Source organism: Streptomyces sp. NPDC004721 (assembly GCF_053601495.1).
Genome location: NZ_JBSGBZ010000003.1, coordinates 44,953 through 64,531, shown reverse-complemented (window position 1 = coordinate 64,531; position 19,579 = coordinate 44,953). Strand labels below are relative to the sequence as shown.

Here is a 19,579-nt window from a genome sequence, read left to right as displayed (position 1 = left end):
ACGACCATATTCGCCTCACGGCTTAGACAGGAGGGTTTCTCTCAGTTGGTCCGTGTTCATCGCCACCAGGTGTGGCACGCGGTCGTTCCACTGGGCGGCCAGGTTGTCCAGGGCCTGGACGACGGATCGGCGTATCCGGCGGATGGCAACGGCGAGTACGACCGCGGCGACCGGTCGCAGGAGTCGGCGACCGCGCAGGGAGACGGTGACGTGTATTTCCCATCTGCCGTCGTCCCGGGACGGGGACGGCCGGGGCTCCGCTCGCACGTCCGCCCGGATCCAGCGGTGGTCGAGCCGTGCCGAGGCGGGGGCTGAGGGTGGGGTGCGGTCGGTGTCTGCCGTGGGCCACCAGTCGTCCAGCCGTACCCGGGCGCGGCCCGTCATACCGAACAGCGTGCGCGCTGACGCATCACCCCGTGCCCGGCCGCTGATCTCGACCAGGCACGGGCGGTCGGGGCTCTTCAGGGCCGCGTCCAGTTCGACGTTCATTTCGTCCGAGACCAGGGCGAGTTCGAGACGGACAGCGCGGCGGTGATCCCACTCCCTGACGGTGATCTGTACGGTCTCGCTCGCGTCGGCATCCTCGCTGGTCCCGGACCCGTCCGCGTCCGCGTTGGCATCCGCTTTCGCGATTCCGTCCTCGTCGTCGTCCTCGACCTCGACCTCGACGTCGACCTCCGTAAGGTAGACCGAGCCGGGTCGCAGGTGCCGCCCTTGGGTAAGTCGGATGTCCGGGATCACCTGTCCGTCGGGCAGTACGAGCCCTTGTTCATCCGCCTGGCTCTCCTCCGCCAGGGTGCGGATCACGGCCAGTGCGTCCACGAGCCACGGGTACGGGACCGGCTCGACGACCACCTTGTGTCTGACGGAAACCATGCCGACAGTCTGGCCAGTCGGGTGCCGGTCTTCCATGGCACGGCACGGCAGAACCACGTCGGGCTGCTTGCCAGGCACCGGCAAGCAGCCCGAGAGGGCAACGGTGTCAGCCGTCGACGTGCAGGGCGCCCAGCAGCATCGGCAGGGAGGCGTGCAGTTCGCGCTGCCAGTATGCCCAGCCGTGGGTTCCCGGTCCGTAGAAGTTGGTGGTCACGTGCTGGGCGCCGACACGTTCGAGTTCGGCGGCCAGGGCGTGGTTCTGGCGGTTGAAGTCGGCCTCGAGCGCGCTCGTGCTGCCCGGGGAGTCCAGGGGTCCGGTGGTGCCGTCACCGCACGACAGGTACACGGGGACCGACTTGAGCCGCTGGGCCAGGTAGAACGGGTCGTGCGCCTCCCAGACGCCGCGCTGGGCGACCGGGTCGCCCCAGACCCGCAGCGGGTCGCCGCCCTGGCCGGCGAAGAAGCCCATGATGCGGTTCACCGACTCCTCGTTCAGCAGCGGGTGCGCCGAGCCGGAGTACGCCGCGGTCGCCTTGAACATTCCGGGGTGCCGGGCGGCGTAGAGCAGGGCGCCCTGGCCTCCCATCGACAGGCCGGCCACGACGCGGTTGGCGCCGGCGGCCCAGTCGCGCTCCAGGAGATGCCGCAGCTCCACGGTGTGGAAGGTCTCCCAGGCGGGGTCGCCGCCCTGGCCGTCGTTCCACCAGTCGCTGTACCAGCCGTTCCAGCCGGCCTCCGGCATCACCACGAGCACGTTGCGCAGGCTGTCGATCCGAGCGACGTCCGTGAGGGCGGTCCACGAGGTGTAGTCCCCGCAGCAACCGTGCAGCAGCCAGACGGTCGGCCAGTGCTGTCGCCGGTCGCTCGGGTTCCAGCCGTCGGGGGTGAGGAGCCGGACCTTGACCGTCCGGCCGCCCAAGGCCGCCGAGCGCACGGACAGGTCGACCTGCCGGTCCGCGACCTGGGTGGTCGCGACGACCTCGGCGCCTCGCGGCTTCGGGGAAGCGGGAACGGTGGTGTCGGCCGCCCCTGTGGCCGTGGGTGAGTCGGCGTGCGCCCAGGCGATCGGCGCGGTCGGCGTGAGTGTGAGAAGCAGTGCGGAGAGGACGAGCAGGACTCGGGTTCGAAGGGTCATCGCGGCTCCCTGTGGTTGGTCGCGGCTCGAGCGTTCTTCGACCGGGCGGGGTCAACTGCTGGGGGGCAGGATCAGCAAGGCGTCTCCGACGGGGCGTTCGCCGGCGGCGTCGGACGGCTGGTTGAGGACCTTGCTGTCAATCACCATCGTGGTGGAGCCGCCGCCGTCCAGGTTGATCGCGTCGCGCAGTCCGAGTGCCTTGGCGATCTCGGCGCTCTCGGTGATGCTGAGCCCGAGCGCGCTGGTGCTGCGTCCGTCGGCGGTGACGAGCACGGTCCTTCCGGCGGCGTCCACTCCGGCGAGCGTGCGCGGGTTTCGCTTGTGCACCCAGCCGTAGTAGAAGCTCGGGTCGCCCGGGTGCACCATGCCATCGCCGGCCGGTGTGACGTGGAGCCGGCCGTCGCGGACCAGTTCGGGGCCGCCGTTCACGATGTCGGTCCTGGTGGAGGGCGTCACCGGGTGCCCGCGTCCGTCCAGCAGTGTGGCCTTGATGTTCAGGTGGTCACCGACCCGCGCGAGGGCGGTCAGCTCGGCGACGCGCCGGCCGGTCGCCTGTACGGAACTCCCGCCGGCCGGGAGCGGTCCGCCACGTGGCGTGCGCAGCTCCACGACTCGGTCACGGGCGTCCAGGACTGCTTCGAGTCCCTCGCCCTGCGGGGTGCGTTGCCCGAAGTCGGGTGTGAAGGAGACGAGTTCGTCGGTGTTGGTGCAGGTCACGTCGTGCAGCGGGAGCGCGGTCGGGATGTCGTGCGCGTCGCCGCCGCAGTTCCTGATCAGTCCTGGTACGCGGTTGATGCCGTTCAGGCTCAGCGACGTGCCCCGGACGGTGACCCGCCCCTGCCAGGTGAAGCGGGTGACCTCGGTCTGGCGGCCGTTGGCGTGCGTTACGAGGCTGGGGCGCCCGTTGACCGGCTCGCTCAGCAGGCGGCCGTCATAGACACCGACGCCGGCTGGGTCTCCCGGTGCGCCCGCGCGGGGGTCGAGGACGAAGAACCCGGCGTTGACCGCCGCGGTCGCGCCGGCCGCGTACGACAGCCCGCTGGTCGTTTCGCGGTTCTCCAGGTCGGGGCCGTACGACGCCTTCAGGCTCCCGTGGAACCGGCGCGGGTCGATGGTGAGCACGTCGACGCGCCACGGGCCTCTGGCCGTGCGGTCGCCGTCCCAACCGGTGTACACCGCTGATCCCGCGTACCCCGCTGCCCTCAACCGTGCTTGTTCGGAGGCGGCGTTGGACTGCGCGTCGAACGAACCGACCCGGACCCGCCACCCGAGCGTGCCGCCGGCGTAGTCGGCCGTGCTCGACGTCGTCACCTGCTCGACCCGGGCCTGGAAGCCGTCGCGCTTCAGGTCGGCGGCCAGCTCGTCGGCGCTCGCCCTGTCCTTCAGGGCGGTCGGCGGCGCGTCGGGGTCCGGTGAGGTCTCACCACCGGGAATGGACACCTCGACCGTCCAGCGCAGTGCCGAGTCGGTGGCACCTCGCACGATACGGGTGAGGGTGACACCTGACTGGAGGGTTGTCGTCGTGCGGGTCTCGGTCAGGTCGGATGGCCCCAGTGGCAGTGCCTGGGCTGGGCCCGGGGACACCGGCGCCGCGGTCGCCTGGGCCGGCAGGACGCCCACCATGACGAGGGCGCCGAGGGCCGCACCGGCACTGTACAGTCTCTTCTTCATCTGCACCGCCTGGAAGCATGGGACAAGTGGTCTGGAGGACACGTCGCAGCAGCCTGGTTCTGGTGTCGGTGTGAGTGGACCGTGCCGTCGTCACGCGAGTCTCCTGGCTGGCATTGACTCGGACATGACATTCACGCCCCCTGGCTGGTCATGTTGCCAGCCGTGCAGGCGACATGAAAGCCCTGCTGCTCCTTGCGGATGGCAGGGCTTTGGCGTAGGCGGGCCTCACGTCAGCTCCCGGTCTCCTCCGGAAGAAGGCGGCACCCGTCACGGTGCTGGGTCACGCCGGGATCGACTGCCCCTGGAACATCCGGGTTCCGGCCGAGCCGAAGTCCCCTACGGAGCCGGGCAGGTCACGCGGGCCGGCCGGCAGCGGGTCGTGACGGACATGGTCGGCGGGCAGCCCGGCACGGGTGAGCACGGACGTCACCGTCTGAACCATCGCCGGCGGCCCGGCGAGCAGGGCGCGGCCGGCCGCCGCGGGGCGGCTGCGGGTCACCGCGCGGGCCAGGCGGTCGTACACGCCCTCCCCCGGGGTCCCGCCCGTCACCGGAGCCACGGTCAGCCACGGGCGGCTCCGTTCGGCCTCGGACAGGTACCCGGTGTCGTACAAGTCGCCGCTGCTGCCGTCAGCGCCCGGAAAGCCTCCGGAGGAGAGCATCTGCCGGCGCAGTCGCATCGCGTCGTGCCGGGCGAGGAGTGCGTGGTACGTCCCGTCTTCCGCGCTCATGATCAGCGTCCCCTCCGCGTCTCGCGCCCGACGGCGGTCAGCCGCGCGGCGTCCGGTCCAGCCGCGCCCGGGGCGGCGGCCGGGGCCGGAGCGCACCGGACCCCTGGGCGGTCCGGTGCGCTGCCCGGGAGCTGGCGGACGAGTCGAGGCATGGGTGGGCTCCTGAAGAGACGTGTGAGGAACGGTGGGGACACGACGGGAACAAGGGACGATCCGTCCGCTGAAACCGCAGGCCAGTATGGCATTAGGGGCAAATACCCCAACGTCCCTGAGTGCGAGGGCCGTTGGGCCCTGGACATGGCCAACACCGTGCTCTCCAACACCGTGCTCTCCAGGCTCAGGTCTCCCTCTCCGGCGCGTAGTCGGCCTCCTCCGGACCCCAGCCCCCGGACCTCAACCCCGACCTCACTACTGGGACCCGAACCACGGCCCCCACCCGGCCCGTCACCGCCGATGTCAGAGCCGCTTGGTACAACTCTTCGCGAACAACGCAATGCGTGAGAGCCCCAGGAGGCCAGCGACATGTCCCACGTCGAGCATCTGAAGGAACTGCACGGCCTCCCGGCCTTCGACTTCGCACGCTTCGCGGGGAAGCGGGAGCTTCCGGAGGCGGGCGCCGCGGCCTGGTGGCTGGCCGTCGAGCCCTACGGGGACTCCCCGCAGGACTTCGGCGACCTGTGGGACCGCTTCCTCGACTCCGTCGATCCCGCCGGGGTGCGCGCCATCATCGTGGGTCAGTGGGGTGAGCCGTACGACAACGACTCCAGCGGCATCGTGCGGCGCCTCGTGGACGCCCGCGACCGGCTGACCTCGCTCCGGGCCGTGTTCATCGGGGACCTGGAGATGGAGGAGGCGGAGATCTCCTGGATCGAGCAGTCCGATGTCACTCCGGTCCTCGAGGCGTATCCGCTGCTGGAGGAGTTCGGGATCCGCGGCGGCACCGGGCTGCGCTTCCCGGCGGTCCGGCACGAGCACCTGCGCACGCTCCGCTTCGAGGCCGGCGGCCTGCCCGGCGAGGTCGTGCGCGGTGTCGCCGCCAGCGAGCTTCCCGCGCTGGAGCACCTCGACCTGTGGCTGGGCGTGGAGGAGTACGGCGGTGACACGGGGGTCGCCGACCTCGCCCCGATCCTGACCGGGGGGCGCTTCCCGGCGCTGCGCCATCTCGGCCTGCGCAACAGCGAGATCCAGGACGAGGTCGCCACCGCCGTCGCCGGAGCCCCCGTCGTCGCCCAGTTGACGTCACTCGACCTGTCGCTCGGCGTGCTCACCGACGAGGGCGCGACGGCGCTGCTCGGCGGTCAGCCGCTCACCCACCTGACCCGGCTCGACCTCCACCACAACTTCCTGAGCGAGCCGGTGGTCGAGCGGATCCGCACGGCGCTGGAGCCGTCCGGCGTCGAGACCGACCTGTCGGAGCGCGGCGAGGTGTGGGAGGACGACGGGGTCGTCCACCGTTTCACCGCGGTCGCGGAATGAGGCCGTCTTGACTGGCGGTATGTCGCGGTCTCCGAGTAGCGCGGCGCCCGCCTCCGGCCTTCGGTTCGCCGTCGTCGGCAATCCCGAGAACCGGCGGACGACGATGTTCGCCGACTCCGTTCACGCGGCCGGTCACCCGGCACCCCGCGTGCTCGCCTGGCGGGACGTGCTGCGCGGACGGTACGCCTTCACGCCGGGCGAGTTGGTACGGATCGACTCCCCCGGCGAGAACGCCGAGGTCGACCGGTTGCTGCGGGACACCGACGACCCCACCCGGGTCGAGGGAACGGCTCTGTGGCACCGCCGTTTCACCGCCGCGGTCCGGGAGGTGACCGCCGCGGCTCGGCGTGCGGGCGCGGCGACGACCGCCGACCCGGAGGACGTCGCGGTCATGTTCGACAAGCGGCGCTGCCACGCCCGTCTCGCCGCCGCGGGCGTCCCGGTCCCCCCGGCCCTGGCGGGTCCGGTCGGCGGCTGGTCCGGGCGGGACGGGCTCCGGGAGCAGCTGAAGGCGGCCCGTATCTCACGGGCGTTCGTGAAACCGGCGCACGGGTCGTCGGCCTCCGGTGTCGTGGCGCTGACGGTGGCGGGACCGGGCCGGGTCAGGGCGACGACCTCCGTGGAGACCACTGCCGACGGCTGCCTCCACAACTCCCTCCGGGTGCGCCACTACACCTCGGAGACCGAGGTCGCCGCCCTCGTCGACGCCTTGGTCCCGGACGGGGTCCACGTCGAGCGGTGGCTGCCGAAGGCCTCGCAGGGCGGCCGGGCCGCCGACCTGCGGGTGGTCGTGGTGGCAGGGCGCGCCACACATGCCGTGGTGCGGACCAGCCGGCATCCCATGACGAATCTGCACCTCGGTGGCGCCCGCGGCGACCTGGACGCGGCACGCGCGGCGATCCGGGCCGCGGGTGGCGGCTTCACCGATGTGGTGGAGGTGGCCGAGCGGGCGGCAGCGTGCTTCCCGGGCACCCTGTGCGTCGGCGTGGACATCCTGCCTGCGACGGGCTGGCGCCGCTTCGCGGTCGGCGAGGTGAACGCCTTCGGGGACCTGCTGCCCCGCCTCACCGGCCTGCCGGGCAGCGGTGCCGAGGGCCTCGACACGTACGCCGCACAGGTCGCCACGGCCCCAACGTTCGTGCAGTCCGTCGCACCAGCCGTCGTGCAGGACGACGCACCCACCGCCGCACCAGCCGCCCAACAGAACACCGCACGCACCCCGGCACCGGCCGCCGCACCAGCCGTGGTGCAGGACGCCACACGGACCCGGGCACCAGCCCCCGCACCGGCCGCCGCCGCTGCCCCCGCAGCCGCCGCACCAGCCACCGTGCAGAACGCCGCACGAGCCGCCGCCCCGGCCCCCGCCCCGGCCGCCGTCCGGCGAGCAGAACGCAAGGAGCACCACCATGACACCACCGCTTGACATGAACGACGTCGTGGGAAGCCACGACATCCTGTTCGTCACGCTCGACACACTCCGCTACGACGTGGCACGGGAGTTGGCGGCGGCCGGACGCATCCCGAACCTGGCCCGGCATCTGCCCGGCGGTACCTGGGAGCGCCGGCACGCCCCCGGCAGTTTCACCTACGCCTCCCACCAGGCGATGTTCGCGGGCTTCCTGCCGACACCGGCCGCGCCGGGCCCGCATCCTCGGCTCTTCGCAGCCCGTTTCGCGGGCAGTGAGACCACCGCGGACGGCACCTTCGTCTACGACACTCCCGACCTGGTCTCGGGTCTGGCCGCCGTGGGCTACCGCACCGTGTGCATCGGCGGCGTCGGCTTCTTCAACAAGCAGGGACCACTGGGCTCCGTACTGCCGGAGATGTTCCAGGAGAGCCACTGGGAGCCCGAGTTCGGAGTGGCCTCCCCCACGTCCTTCGAGGCCCAGGTGGCCTGTGCGGAGAAGGTCGTCGCCGAACTCTCCCAGGGTCAGCGCCTGTTCCTCTTCGTGAACGTCTCCGCGCTGCACCAGCCCAACTGGTTCCACCTCCCCGGGGCCACCCGCGAGGCGGGCGACACGCGGGCCACCCACGCCGCGGCGCTGGAGTACGTGGACCGGCACATGGGACGGCTCCTGGCCGCCGTCGCCGGCCGCCGTCCGTGCTTCGCCGTCGTCTGCTCCGACCACGGCACGGCGTACGGCGAGGACGGCTACAGCGGCCACCGCATCGGCCATGACGTCGTCTGGACCGTGCCCTACGCCCACTTCTTCGTCGACGGGGCCCGATGACCATGGCCATCACCAGCACCGGGGCGGCAACCGCGGCCGGCACCGTCCGCCCGTACCAGCAGTACGTCTACGCGTATCCGCACAAGACCGCGTACCGTCCGCTCGCCCGGGAGCGGGCGTCCCTGCGCGCGCTGTGGGCGGACGAGCCGAAGGACGCCCTCTCGCTCTACTTCCACATCCCGTTCTGCGAAGTCCGCTGCGGCTTCTGCAATCTCTTCACCCGGATCGGGGCGCCGGACGGTCTGACCACCGCCTACCTGGATGCGATGGAACGTCAGGCAGGCGCGGTACGCGAGGCGCTGGGCGAGGGAGCGCGCTACGCCAACGCGGCCTTCGGCGGCGGCACTCCGACGTTCCTGGAGACCGCCGAGCTGGAGCGGCTGTGCGATCTGGCCGAGCGCGGCCTGGGTGCCGACCTCGCCGCGATCCCGCTGTCGGTGGAGGCCTCCCCCGCGACGGCGACCGCCGACCGGCTGTCCGTACTGGCCGACCGCGGCACCACACGGCTGAGCCTGGGCGTGCAGAGCTTCGTCGACTCCGAGGCACGCACGGCCGTACGCCCCCAGCGCCGGGCGGACGTCGAAGCGGCCCTCGCCCGGATCCGCGACACCGGCATACCCGTCCTCAACATCGACCTGATCTACGGCATCGACGGCCAGACCGAGCAGTCCTGGACCCGTTCCCTGGACGCCGCCCTCGCCTGGCAGCCGGAGGAGCTGTACCTCTACCCGCTCTACGTGCGCCCGCTCACCGGTCTCGGCCGGCACCGCGGGACGGCACCCGGCGGCGACGCCGACTGGGACGAGCAGCGGCTGCGGCTGTACCGCCACGGCCGCGACCACCTGCTCGCGCGGGGCTACGAGCAGGTGTCGATGCGCATGTTCCGCCGTGCGGGCGCCCCCGCCACCGGCGGAGAGGACTACGCGTGCCAGACCGACGGCATGGTCGGCCTCGGCTGCGGCTCCCGCTCGTACACCTCGACGCTGCACTACTCCTTCGACTACGCCGTGGACATGCACCGCATCCGAGGGATCATCGACGACTACACGGCACGCCCGGCCGACGACTTCCGGCACGCGGACTTCGGCTGGGAGATGGACGCGGACGAGTCCCGGCGCCGCCATCTGCTCCAGTCACTGCTCCAGGCCGAGGGCCTGCCCGTAGCGGACTACCGGACCCGTTTCGGCGCCGCGCCGGGCGACGACTTCGCCGCCGAGCTGGACCGGTTCCGCGAGCGGGGCTGGCTGGACGACGGCGCGGGCGCGGAGTTGCTGCGGCTGTCCCCCGAGGGCCTGGCCCACTCCGACGCGCTGGGGCCCGAGTTGTTCTCCACCGCGGTGCGCGAGCGCATGGCCGCCTACGAACCGAAGTGACGGAGCGCGCATGGACCTGACGATCCTCTACCGCGGCCCGCTGGCGTCGTGCGACTACGACTGCCCGTACTGCCCGTTCGCCAAGCGACGGGACAGCCGCGCCCAACTCACCGCGGACCGCGCGGCGCTGGAGCGTTTCGCCGCCTGGGCGGCCGCGCAGCACGACGACCGGCTCTCGCTGCTGTTCACGCCGTGGGGCGAGGGCCTGGTGCGGTCCTGGTACCGGCGTACGCTCGCGGAGCTGAGCCGGCTGCCGCACATCCGCCGGGTGGCGATCCAGACCAACCTCAGCTGCCGTACGGACTGGCTGGACACGGCCGACCTGGACACCGTCGCCCTGTGGTGCACCTTCCACCCCGGGCAGACTCCGTACGACCGCTTCCTGGCCAAGTGCCACGATCTGGCCGCGCGCGGTGTCCGCCACAGCGTCGGCGTCGTCGGGCTTCCCGAGCACCTGGAGCAGGCGCGCCGGCTGCGGGACGACCTGCCCGACCACGTGTACCTGTGGGTCAACGCCGCGGAGGGCCACACCTACACCGACGCCGAGGCCGACCGGTGGACGGCCCTGGACCCGCTGTTCCCGTACAGCCGCCACCCGCACCGCAGCGCGGGCCTGCCCTGCCGTACGGGAGAGTCGGTCATATCGGTGGACGGCGAGGGCACCGTGCGCCGCTGCCACTTCGTCCGCTCGGAGCTGGGCAACCTGTACGACGGCTCCTACCGGCGGGCCCTGCGCCCCCGCCCGTGCCCGCTGGCCGTGTGCGACTGCCACATCGGCTACGTCCACCTGGAGACGCTGCCGCTGTACGACGTGTTCGCGGGCGGCGTCCTGGAACGGATCCCGGCCGCGCCGCCCACGGTTCAGCGCTTGATTCCGACGTCCCGGTAGCCGGCCGTCCCGCGGGCCTTCTCAGGCGGGGCGGCCGGGTGCCCGGTCGAAGTCGTCGTCGCTCATGCGCAGGAGCGCCCAGCCGGCCCCGGCGAAGCCTGCCGCGGCGACCAGCAGGCCGGCGCCGGACGCGATGTGCCCCGGCATGAAGGGGTGAGTGAAGCCGCCCAGTGCCAGGGCGATGCCCGCCCAGGCCGGCGCGGCGCCGCTGCGCCACAGGGCGAGACCGAGCAGCAGCATCCCGAGGACGATGCCGACGATGAACAGCAGGCCGCCCGTCAGGGCCAACGGGTCCTCCTCCAGGGCCTTCTGAAGCGCGGCCACGGTCGTCACGTTCAGGCCGTTCTTGGCCGTCATGTACGCGAGCAGGTCGCCGCCCTGGTTCAGGGGGAAACCGGCCAGTTGACCGAGGAGCGCGAGGAGCGCGCCGGCGGTGGTGAGCCGGGGTGCGCCCCGGCGGGACACCCAGATCACGGCGAAGGTCGCCGGGATCAGGAGGACCAGGAACGGCACACCGAGGTACTGGGTGGCGCGGGCCTGGTCGAGGTGGCCGGAGTAGGCGGTCACGGTGTCCTCGAACGACGAGCCCCCGTCGACGGGGCTGAGGATGTAGCTGAGCCCCATGCCGGTCATCGGCAGCGGGGCGACGACGGCGAGCAGGACGCGCCAGAACCCTCGTACGTCTTTCAGCGGCTTGGGCTGCTGCGGCGAGGCCGCCCTGGTCGGCTGAGTGCCGGTGTCGGACTGCATGGTGGAACCTCCGTTCCGGTCGGAGAGGTGAGGGTGGGTCAGCTCGTCTGCGGCGTCTTCGCCGTCCGGCCCACGGCGTACGCGAGGGCCAGGCCGGTGCCGGCGGCGCTGAGGACGAGGCCGATGACGGCGCCGTCCCAGCTCCGGACGAGGGCGACGACCGCGCCGATCAGGTTGAGCGCACCGACGGTGAGTACGGCGGGCGTGGCCCAGGCGGCGGAGCGGAGCAGGGCGATCGCGGCGACGATGCCGACGACGCCGAGCAGGCTGATCAGCCAAGCGGCCGGGGCAGGGATGCCGTTGCCTCCGTCATCGAGGGCGATCGGAAGGTTGAGCAGCGACATGGCGAGGGTCGCGATGGCGGCGGAGCAGCGGATGGTCCTCATGGCGGCCTCCTGGATACGGCGATTGCCGGACCAGCGTCGGGCGCGCCGGGATCCCCGGCCCAGGGCTCGCCTTCCCGAGCCGGCGCGGTCGCGTCCGGCACGGGACGCTCCAATTCCCGGGCGGATCGGGAAGGTTTCCCGGAAACACGGGAAACGCGGCCGTTGCTGTCGCCGGACGCGGATCGGGATACTCGCCGTATCGACACTCCGCGCGGACACCGGACCCGGGACGGCGGCCGATGGGCCGCCGCGACGCTGGCGGCCGTCCTCGTCGGGGTGGGCTTCCTGCTGTGGTGGGTGACGGCGGGGCATCCGATGCCGGACTCCGGCGGGTCCCCGGCCTGGGTGGAGCCGCTGGTCACGATGATCGCGTACGGGGTGACGGGGGCCCTGCTCATCGACCGCCGTCCGGACCTGCCGTTCGGGTGCCTGCTCGCCGGGGCGGCCGTGCTGGTCGTCGTGCAGGTGCTGGTCCTGACGCCGGCGTACGCGGCCGTCCTGGACGGCGACCGCGGCGTCCCGGCGCGCTGGGGGCTGACCGCCGGAACCTTCGCCTTCGCGCCGGTCGCCGCGCAGGGTCTGATCAACATCCGGTTCCCGTCCGGGCGACCGGCCGGCCGGTGGAGCGCGGTCCTCGAGAAGGTGATCATCGCCTGCACCGTGCTGGTCATGGTGGGCGGACTGCTCGGGGGCACGACCCTGCGGGACGTCGGGGGCGGCGTGAGCGGGCTCGCCCACCCGCTCACCGGCGGGAGCACGGTCGGCCGGATCGCCGACGCGGCGACTTTCCTGGCGCCCGTGGTGGTGCTGCTCGGGCTGATCGCGGGCATCGGTGTCGTGGTCCGGTTCGCCCGGGCCGAGGGCGTCGCCCGGCAGCAACTGAAGTGGCGGGCGGTCGGCGTGGTCGTGGCGCTGGCGCTGTTCCCGCTCGCCGTCACCGAGCAACTGCCGTCGCTGACGAACAGCGTGGACGCGGTCGTGTTCGTCCTGACCCTGGCCCTTCCGGTGCTGCGCTACCGGCTGTGGTCCATCGACACGATCCTGCGCCGTTCCCTGGTCTACGGTGCGATCACCGCCGCCCTGATCATCGGCTTCGCCGTGCTGACGGGGCTGGCCACCCGCGTGGTCTCCCGGCAGGTCGCGGCCCCGGTCGCCGCGGCGGCCGTGGCACTGTCCTTCGTGCCGCTGCGCGACCGCACGCAACACCTGGTGGACCGCCTCTTCTACGGCGGCCGTCAGGACCCCTACCGCACGCTGCGGGACCTCGGGCAGCGACTCAACTCCGTCCCGGGCGGCGACGCGCTCGGCTCGTTCGGCCACGCGGTGGCGTCCGCGCTGCGGCTGCCGTACGTGGCCGTCGAACGCGCCGACGGAACCCCGGTCGCGTCCTACGGCACACCGGTGGAGCCGCTGGAACGCCGGCCTCTGCTGTACGAAGGCCAGATCGAGGGCTACCTGGTCGCGTCGGCCCGGCGCGGCGAAGAGGGCTTCGACGACCGCGACCGCGGCCTGCTGTCCGACATCGCCGGCCGGCTCGGTCTGGCACTGCACACCCGGACGCTCACCGCCGAACTGCTGCGGTCGCAGCAGCGCCTGGTCGCCGCGCGGGAGGAGGAGCGGCGGCGGCTGCGCCGTGAACTGCACGACGGCCTCGGTCCGGTGCTCACCGCCATCGGCCTCACCCTGGATGCCGCCCGCGCGCGCCTGGATTCCGATCCTCCCGCGGCCGACACCCACATCGCCGAGGCCCGCGAGGCCGCCGCCCAGGCGCTGGCGGACCTGCGCAAGGTGGTGCACGGGCTGCGCCCGCCCAGCCTGGACGACCTCGGGCTCGCCGGAGCGCTGCGCTCGCAGGCCGACCGGCTCACGGCGGGCTCGCCGCTGCGGGTCACCGTCGAGGCGGGCGAGCTGCCCGACCTGCCGGCCGCGGTCGAGGTCGCCGCCTACCGCACCGCCGTCGAGGCGGTCACGAACGCGGTGCGCCACAGCGACGGACGGCAGTGCCGCGTACGCCTGGACGCCTCCGCACGGGAGTTGGTGCTGCGGGTGGGCGACGACGGTACGTCCGCAGGTCCGTGGCTGCCCGGCGTCGGCGTGACCGCGATGCGCGAACGCGCCGCCGAACTGGGCGGACGCTGCCAAGCCGGCCCCGGCCCCGACGGCGGCGCCGTCACCGCCCGGTTCCCACTCCCGGAGACACCATGATCCGCGTCCTCCTCGCCGACGACCACCCGCTGGTACGCCAGGGAATGCAAGCAGTCCTCGACACCGTCGACGACATCGAAGTGGCCGGTGAGGCCGGGGACGGCCTCGAAGCCGTCCGCCGGGCCGTCGAGTTGGTGCCGGACGTCATCGTGATGGACCTGCAACTGCCCGGGTTGCACGGCATCGAGGCCACCCGGCAGATCCGGGCCCGGGTGCCGGACGCGGCCGTGCTGGTCCTGACGATGTTCGAGGACGACGCCACGGTCTTCGCCGCCGTCCAGGCCGGCGCGCTCGGCTATCTCGTCAAGGGGGCCGACGGAGCGGACATCGTCGCCGCCATCCACGCCGCCGCGGCCGGGCAGCCGGTCTTCGGCGCGGCGCTGGCGGGCAGGCTGCGGACCTGGTTCGTGTCACCGCCGCCGCAGGACGGCCCGTTCCCCGAACTGACCGCTCGCGAGCGGGACATCCTCGACCACCTCGCGGCCGGGCTGTCCAACGCGGAGATCGGCCGCCGCCTGCATCTGTCCGGCAAGACCGTGGCGAACAACGTCTCGGCGATCCTGGCCAAGCTGCACCTCACCCAGCGCAGCCAGGCCATCGTCCGGGCGCGCGACGCCGGTCTGGGCCGCCCGCGCTGAGAACTCCCCTCTTTTCCGCGCCGGTTCAGCTGTGCTCCGCGGCGCTCGCTCCGCGCCGCGCCAACGGGCGTGGCCCATTGAGCCGCAGTCTCACCGCGGCCAGCTCGGCACGGCCCCGCTCGGCGAGGCGGTCGGCACCGCACTCCTCCGCCAGCTCGACGCCCTCGGACAGAAGCCCGGTCGCCCGGTCCGTACCGCCGCCGCGCCCGAGTTCCGCGCCGAGGTCGATCAGGGCCTCGGCGTACGCGTGCCGGCTGGGGGATCGGCGCAGTATCTCCACCGCGCGCTCCCGCAGGGGCAGCGCCTGCCCGTCCTCGGCCACCGCCGCGCTGAAGCTCAGCGCCTCGCCGATGGCGGTGGGCGTGCCGTAGCGCTCGGCCCGCCGCAGCATCTTCGCCGTGAGGGCGCGGGCGCGCGCGGGGTCCTCCTCGGCGACGGCGAGGGCGAGGTGTCCCGCCCAGGGGCACCAGGTCGGGTTGACGATGCCCTTGGCCTCCAACCGTGCCCCGGCGGCCGTGAGTTGTGCCTCGGCCTCCTTGCGCAGGCCACGGGCGAGAAGCAGCCGTCCGTAGACCGTCTGGGAGTCCGGGAAGACCACCGCGTTCAGGTACGGGGGCGCGAAGTCGTACGTCCTGGCGACCCGCTGCGCCTCCTCCACGCGGCCCCGGGACAACAGGACGTCCACCAGCAGCCCCACGGCGTACCACCGGGCGGGCACCCGGTCGCCCACCCGCTCGGCCAGGCGCACGCCCTCGCGCGCGCACTCCTCCGCCTTGACGAGCATCCCGCGCCGGAACCAGACCAGGCCGAGGAGGGTGAAGCCGAAGGAGAGATGGGCACCGCTCCAGCCGACCTGCTCGCACTCGGCGATGGCCGAACTGAACAGCTCCTCCGCGCGGTCGCATTCGTCGGCGTACATATAGCTGAGCGCGGCCACGCTGGGCAGTTCGAAGCCCCAGTCCGGGTCGGTGTAGCTCAGGCCCATCGCGCGTGCGGCGACGTCCAGCGTGTCCGCGGCCGGTTCCCCGCGCAGCATCGCGTCCCAGGTGCGGACGCAGAGCAGGGCGCGCTCCTCGATGGCCTCTCCGGGCAGGTCCTCGACGAGCCGTGCGAGCCGGCGGGAGCGGTCGGACGCCTGCTCCTCGTGGGCGTCGAAGACCAGCCACAGGTAGTGCGCGACCTGCATGCGCAGCCGTGCCCGTGGGGAGTGGGACCGGGCCACCTCGGCTCCCGCGACGGTGGCCGCCTTGGCGAGTTCGTCGTTGTGGGCGAACACCTGGGCCAGCCGGAAGGTGGCGTTCTCCCTCAGCTCGGGGTCGAGGAAGGGCTGTTCCAGAGCCGCGGTGAGGTGATTGACCGTGGTCGCGGGAGCGGTGAGCAGGGCGGAGCAGCCGAGTTCGTAGAGCACGCCCGCACGGTCCTCGGGCGCGGGAGGTTCGCGCAGTGCGCGTTCCAGGCAGCGCCGGGCCGCGTCGGGCGCGCCCAGCCGGAGGTTCTCGCGGGCGGCGGCGCGCAGTTGCCGGACGGTGTTCGGGTCGCCCTCGGGGTGGGTCTCGAGCAGGTGCCGGGCGGCGGCGGTGGTGCCCAGGCCCGCGTCGGCGACCGCCCAGGCGGCCTGACCGTGCAGCCCGGTGCGTGTGGTCGGCGGGATGGCCTGGTACACGGCGGTGGCGATGAGCGGGTGGATGAACTCGAGGGTGCGGGTGCCGGTGAGGATACGGGCGACACGCAGTCGGTCCGCGGCGGACTGCGCCTCGGCCGGGGGCAGTCCGGCCACCGAGGCGGCCAGGTCCGCGGAGATCTCGGTACCGAGCACCGCGGCGGCCCAGGCGAGCCGGACAGCGGCGTGGCCGAGCCTCTCCAGGCGTTTGATCAGGCCGGTGCCCCGCGCGCTCGCGGCGAGTTCCCCCAGCAGGGAGGCCGACTCCGCGTCCGGGGCGAGACCCCGGTCCTGGACCTTGGCGATCAACTCGACGGCCTCGTAGGGGTTGCCGCCGGTGACCACCCAGCACTCGCGGCAGAAGGCGTCGTCGGCCTCGGCTCCGAGCGAGCCCCGCACCAGTCCGGCCACCGCCTCCGGGCTGAGGGCGTGCAGCGGGATCGGGCGTGCGCTGCGGCCGTCGATCAGTTCGCGGAACGTCTGCGCCTCGGCCGGCACCTCGTCCGGGCGGTAGCCGACGACCACCAGCACGGGGAGTTCCCGCGCTCTCACCGCGAAGGCGGAGAGCCAGGCGAGAGACTCCAGGTCGCCCCAGTGGGCGTCGTCGAGGACGATCACGACCGGTGCCCGGCGCACGGCCACCTGGGTGACGACCCAGTCCAGACCGTCCCGGACGCCCTGCGGGTCGGGGCCGGCGGTACCGGTCTGCTGAGCGAACAGGCCGACGGCCGGTCCGGCGATCTCGTACCACCCGCCGAATATCTCGCGGCGCTCGGCCTCGGTGCAGGAGGCGAGGACGGGCTGGAGCAACTGGCGTACGACGTGGAAGGGGACGGTGTGCTCCTGCTCGCTGCCCCGGGCGGACAGCACGGTGCAGCCGCGCGTGGCGGCCATGCGCCGGATCTCGGTCAGCACGGTCGTCTTGCCCAGTCCGGCGGCGGCGCTGAAGAACAGCAGCCCGCCCCGCCTGCCTTCGCCGTTCCCCGCGCCCGCACAGATCCCCTCAACCGCTTTCTGAGCGGCGGTCACCTCGTTCTCGCGCTCGTACAGGGGCCTCCCCAGCCGATCGCGTCCATCCACGATGGTGGTCCTCTCGGTGCGCTGCCGTTCCGACACTCCGTTACCCCTGATCTGCCGGTATGCCGGGAAGCCTAGCGAAACGCACACGGGGACTGCACAGTTGCGTGCGAATTGGTTGCGGACGGCCGCGAGAGGGTACTCACGCCGAAATCCGATGCTCAGTCGGCAATCGGAATCGGCCGGAAACAGCTCGGGGTGCCGCGCCAGGGCCGGCCGGGTGCGCCGGATGTGACCGGCCGGAAGACGCTCGGGGTCGGTGCGGGCGGCACGCCGGACGGCGTCCACGCAGGGCGATTCACCGCCGGCCGACATCTCCGCGCGCCCGCAGGGCGCCGAACCAGTCGGGGCCACATCGGCAACACATGAAACATACAGCCCCGTTGACTCGTTTCAATGATGATCATAGAGTCCGACGCCGACGGCCTCGGCCCGCGCCCGCGATCCGGCTTTCCGCATGGGTGCGACCCCCCTCGCCGCTCTGACGGTGGGTCAGGGGCCGTGCTCGACCGCACCACCTGCACCGCCCCGTATCTGACAACTCCGGGAGCAGCAAGTGAACAGACGTCGCACGGCCGTCGCGGCCGCCTCGGCACTCGTCACCACCTTCGCGCTGACCGCCGCGCTCGCCGGCCCCGCCACCGCGGTGCCCGGCGCCGCGGACCAGACCGCCGCGGACCAGACCCGGACGGGGGCGGTCGCCACCGCGACCGACCCCGTCACCCATGAGGAGAACGACCGCGTCCCGAAGGGCTCGCTCTGGACGCAGCACTACTTCCCGTCCTCGGACGGCTCCGACACCGAGCTGCACGCCGACGTCCTGCTGCCCGAGGGACTGGCCCCGGGCAAGAAGGTGCCCGTCATCCTGTCGGTCGGCCCCTACTTCGGGCACTCCGGGCAGACCGATCCCGAGGGCTGGAAGCACACCGGCCCCTCGTCCCGCTTCCAGGACTTCGTCGAGGGCACCGACCTGTTCGCCCAGGGGTACGCCTTCGTCATGGTGGACCTGCGCGGCTTCGGCGGCTCCACCGGCTGCCTCGACTGGGCCGGTCCCGGCGAGCAGGCCGACGTCAAGGCGGCGATCGACTGGGCGGCGAAGCAGCCGTGGAGCACGGGCGCGGTCGGCATGTACGGCAAGTCGTACGACGCCGTCACGGGCCTGATCGGCAACAACCTGAGCCAGAAGGCCCTCAAGGCCGTCGTCGCCCAGGAACCCGTATGGGACATGTACCAGTACATCTACTCCAACGGGGTGCCCCGCCCGAACGTCACCGGCACCGCCAACGCCTACAACTCCATCGCCACGATTCCCCAGATGAAGGACGACGACGCGCACTACCTGGCCAACGCCCAGTGGGAGAAGACCCACCCGGAGTGCCTCACCCAGAACTCGGCCGGGTACAAGATCGCGGACCAGTGGGACAAGCACTGGACCGACCGTGACCTGGCGAAGATGGCCAAGGGCACCAAGACCCCGCTGTTCGTCACCCAGGGCTTCATCGAGAACAACACCAAGCCCGAGGAGATGCAGGAGTACCTCGACAACCACGAGGGCCCGCAGCGCGGTTGGCTCGGCCAGTGGGAGCACGTGCGCGGCGGCGACCGCACCAGCGACGGACGCCTGTCCATGGGCCGCGAGGGCTGGTACGACGAGACGCTCTCCTACTACGACGAGTACCTCAAGGGCATCAAGCCGAAGGTCAAGTACCCGGCCTACGTCGTCGAGGACTCCACGGGTGCCTGGCGCGCCCAGAACACGTGGCCGGACGTGAAGCGGTCCGTCACCCTCCCGCTCGGCAACGGCTCGTACCTGGACGACGGTGGCGCCTCGGGCCGCGCGGCCCTGGCCGCGGCCGGCGAGCCGACGGCGCAGACGCTCGGGAAGCCGTCCGGCCAGTGGGACATGGAGAACGCGCCCGCTACCGACCAGGCCGCCCCGAAGGGCCTGGCCAGGGGGCTGGCGAAGCTCCAGAAGGACGGCAAGGTCACATCGAGCTTCTTCGTGTGGTCGAAGCCGGTCGGACAGTCCGTGCGCCTCACCGGCACCCCGCAGGTCTCCCTGACCGCCCAGGGTGAGGGCAACGTCATGCTCAAGCTGTACGACGTCGCCCCGAACGGCAAGGCCGTCATGTTCGACGAGCAGGTCTCCCTGCTGCGTTCGGGCCGGATGACCGTCGATCTGAAGGCGACCGACTGGACCCTGGCCGCGGGTCACGTCCTGGCCGTGGAGATCGGCTCCATCCAGACCGGCTCCTGGCGCGCCACGCCGTCCGGCCAGACGGTCGAGGTCAAGGGCGCGCAGCTCAAGCTGGCCCTGGACGACCCGGCCCGCGACACCGCCACCGCCGGCGCCCGTTCCCCGTTCCTGGACACCTACCTGCGCCAGTACACGGTGAACCTGCCCGCCGGTCCCGCCTCGTTCACGGTGACCCCTGGCGGCCACCTCTGAGCCGAGCGGCAACACACGACGAGGGCTCCAACC

The 19,579-nt window shown here is 72.4% G+C and carries 14 protein-coding genes and 1 pseudogene; 8 read left to right on the top strand and 7 right to left on the bottom strand.

The window, feature by feature from the left end:
* Positions 1-15 precede the first annotated feature (15 nt).
* The 4 genes from ACWEK3_RS03440 to ACWEK3_RS03425 all read right to left on the bottom strand — a co-directional run bounded on the left by ACWEK3_RS03440 (position 16) and on the right by ACWEK3_RS03425 (position 4,412).
* Positions 16-876: a hypothetical protein gene (locus tag ACWEK3_RS03440; protein ID WP_453248802.1), complete on the bottom strand. Its 861-nt coding sequence runs from the start codon at positions 874-876 to the stop codon at positions 16-18.
* A gap of 106 nt (positions 877-982) precedes the next feature.
* Positions 983-2,011: an alpha/beta hydrolase gene (locus ACWEK3_RS03435; RefSeq protein ID WP_453248801.1), complete on the bottom strand. Its 1,029-nt coding sequence runs from the start codon at positions 2,009-2,011 to the stop codon at positions 983-985.
* A gap of 51 nt (positions 2,012-2,062) precedes the next feature.
* Positions 2,063-3,682 carry a phosphodiester glycosidase family protein gene (locus tag ACWEK3_RS03430; protein ID WP_453248800.1) on the bottom strand — a complete coding sequence of 540 codons (1,620 nt, stop codon included), beginning with the start codon at positions 3,680-3,682 and terminating at the stop codon, positions 2,063-2,065.
* 280 nt (positions 3,683-3,962) lie between these two features.
* The gene (locus ACWEK3_RS03425; RefSeq protein WP_450545846.1) at positions 3,963-4,412 is read right to left on the bottom strand and encodes a hypothetical protein; all 450 of its coding nucleotides are present in this window, start codon (positions 4,410-4,412) and stop codon (positions 3,963-3,965) included.
* Positions 4,413-4,934: 522 nt separating this feature from the next.
* Between ACWEK3_RS03425 and ACWEK3_RS03420 the strand changes: the two genes are divergently transcribed.
* From ACWEK3_RS03420 to ACWEK3_RS03400, 5 genes and pseudogenes are all read left to right on the top strand, one after another.
* Positions 4,935-5,888 carry an STM4015 family protein gene (locus ACWEK3_RS03420; protein ID WP_450545847.1) on the top strand — a complete coding sequence of 318 codons (954 nt, stop codon included), beginning with the start codon at positions 4,935-4,937 and terminating at the stop codon, positions 5,886-5,888.
* Positions 5,889-5,907: 19 nt separating this feature from the next.
* Positions 5,908-7,011 (top strand): annotated as a pseudogene (locus tag ACWEK3_RS03415) (STM4014 family protein); the annotation flags it as partial.
* A gap of 301 nt (positions 7,012-7,312) precedes the next feature.
* Positions 7,313-8,119, top strand: coding sequence for an STM4013/SEN3800 family hydrolase (locus ACWEK3_RS03410; protein WP_453248884.1), 807 nt, complete (start codon positions 7,313-7,315; stop codon positions 8,117-8,119).
* 2 nt (positions 8,120-8,121) lie between these two features.
* A complete protein-coding gene (locus ACWEK3_RS03405; RefSeq protein ID WP_453248799.1) occupies positions 8,122-9,492 on the top strand; it encodes an STM4012 family radical SAM protein in 1,371 nt (456 codons plus the stop codon).
* 10 nt (positions 9,493-9,502) lie between these two features.
* Entirely contained in the window at positions 9,503-10,381 is an 879-nt protein-coding gene (locus tag ACWEK3_RS03400; protein WP_450545851.1) for an STM4011 family radical SAM protein, read from the top strand.
* Between the two features lie 21 nt (positions 10,382-10,402).
* On the opposite strand, the gene ACWEK3_RS03395 is transcribed toward ACWEK3_RS03400, so the two are convergent.
* On the bottom strand, positions 10,403-11,131 hold the full coding sequence (locus tag ACWEK3_RS03395; RefSeq protein WP_450545853.1) for a hypothetical protein: 729 nt from the start codon (positions 11,129-11,131) through the stop codon (positions 10,403-10,405).
* A 38-nt stretch (positions 11,132-11,169) separates the two neighbouring features.
* Positions 11,170-11,517, bottom strand: a complete 348-nt coding sequence (locus ACWEK3_RS03390; protein ID WP_453248798.1) for a hypothetical protein — start codon at positions 11,515-11,517, stop codon at positions 11,170-11,172.
* Positions 11,518-11,679: 162 nt separating this feature from the next.
* Here ACWEK3_RS03390 and ACWEK3_RS03385 point away from each other — a divergent pair, with 162 nt between their 5' ends.
* Both ACWEK3_RS03385 and ACWEK3_RS03380 read left to right on the top strand, forming a co-directional pair.
* Positions 11,680-13,722: a sensor histidine kinase gene (locus tag ACWEK3_RS03385; protein ID WP_453248797.1), complete on the top strand. Its 2,043-nt coding sequence runs from the start codon at positions 11,680-11,682 to the stop codon at positions 13,720-13,722.
* Positions 13,719-14,360, top strand: coding sequence for a response regulator (locus ACWEK3_RS03380; RefSeq protein WP_450545859.1), 642 nt, complete (start codon positions 13,719-13,721; stop codon positions 14,358-14,360). Before ACWEK3_RS03385 ends, ACWEK3_RS03380 begins: the two co-directional genes overlap by 4 nt.
* A gap of 25 nt (positions 14,361-14,385) precedes the next feature.
* On the opposite strand, the gene ACWEK3_RS03375 is transcribed toward ACWEK3_RS03380, so the two are convergent.
* Positions 14,386-17,100, bottom strand: a complete 2,715-nt coding sequence (locus tag ACWEK3_RS03375) for an ATP-binding protein (protein WP_453248796.1) — start codon at positions 17,098-17,100, stop codon at positions 14,386-14,388.
* Positions 17,101-17,653: 553 nt separating this feature from the next.
* Between ACWEK3_RS03375 and ACWEK3_RS03370 the strand changes: the two genes are divergently transcribed.
* Positions 17,654-19,546 carry a CocE/NonD family hydrolase gene (locus ACWEK3_RS03370; protein ID WP_450545863.1) on the top strand — a complete coding sequence of 631 codons (1,893 nt, stop codon included), beginning with the start codon at positions 17,654-17,656 and terminating at the stop codon, positions 19,544-19,546.
* The last annotated feature ends 33 nt before the right edge of the window (positions 19,547-19,579 follow it).

Coding starts and splice junctions, on each gene's coding strand:
- ACWEK3_RS03430 (WP_453248800.1), bottom strand. CDS start 3,682: ATGAAGAAGAGACTGTACAGTGCCGGTGCGGCCCTCGGCGCCCTCGTC.
- ACWEK3_RS03440 (WP_453248802.1), bottom strand. CDS start 876: ATGGTTTCCGTCAGACACAAGGTGGTCGTCGAGCCGGTCCCGTACCCG.
- ACWEK3_RS03380 (WP_450545859.1), top strand. CDS start 13,719: ATGATCCGCGTCCTCCTCGCCGACGACCACCCGCTGGTACGCCAGGGA.
- ACWEK3_RS03420 (WP_450545847.1), top strand. CDS start 4,935: ATGTCCCACGTCGAGCATCTGAAGGAACTGCACGGCCTCCCGGCCTTC.
- ACWEK3_RS03400 (WP_450545851.1), top strand. CDS start 9,503: ATGGACCTGACGATCCTCTACCGCGGCCCGCTGGCGTCGTGCGACTAC.
- ACWEK3_RS03425 (WP_450545846.1), bottom strand. CDS start 4,412: ATGAGCGCGGAAGACGGGACGTACCACGCACTCCTCGCCCGGCACGAC.
- ACWEK3_RS03435 (WP_453248801.1), bottom strand. CDS start 2,011: ATGACCCTTCGAACCCGAGTCCTGCTCGTCCTCTCCGCACTGCTTCTC.
- ACWEK3_RS03410 (WP_453248884.1), top strand. CDS start 7,313: ATGAACGACGTCGTGGGAAGCCACGACATCCTGTTCGTCACGCTCGAC.
- ACWEK3_RS03390 (WP_453248798.1), bottom strand. CDS start 11,517: ATGAGGACCATCCGCTGCTCCGCCGCCATCGCGACCCTCGCCATGTCG.
- ACWEK3_RS03395 (WP_450545853.1), bottom strand. CDS start 11,131: ATGCAGTCCGACACCGGCACTCAGCCGACCAGGGCGGCCTCGCCGCAG.
- ACWEK3_RS03405 (WP_453248799.1), top strand. CDS start 8,122: ATGGCCATCACCAGCACCGGGGCGGCAACCGCGGCCGGCACCGTCCGC.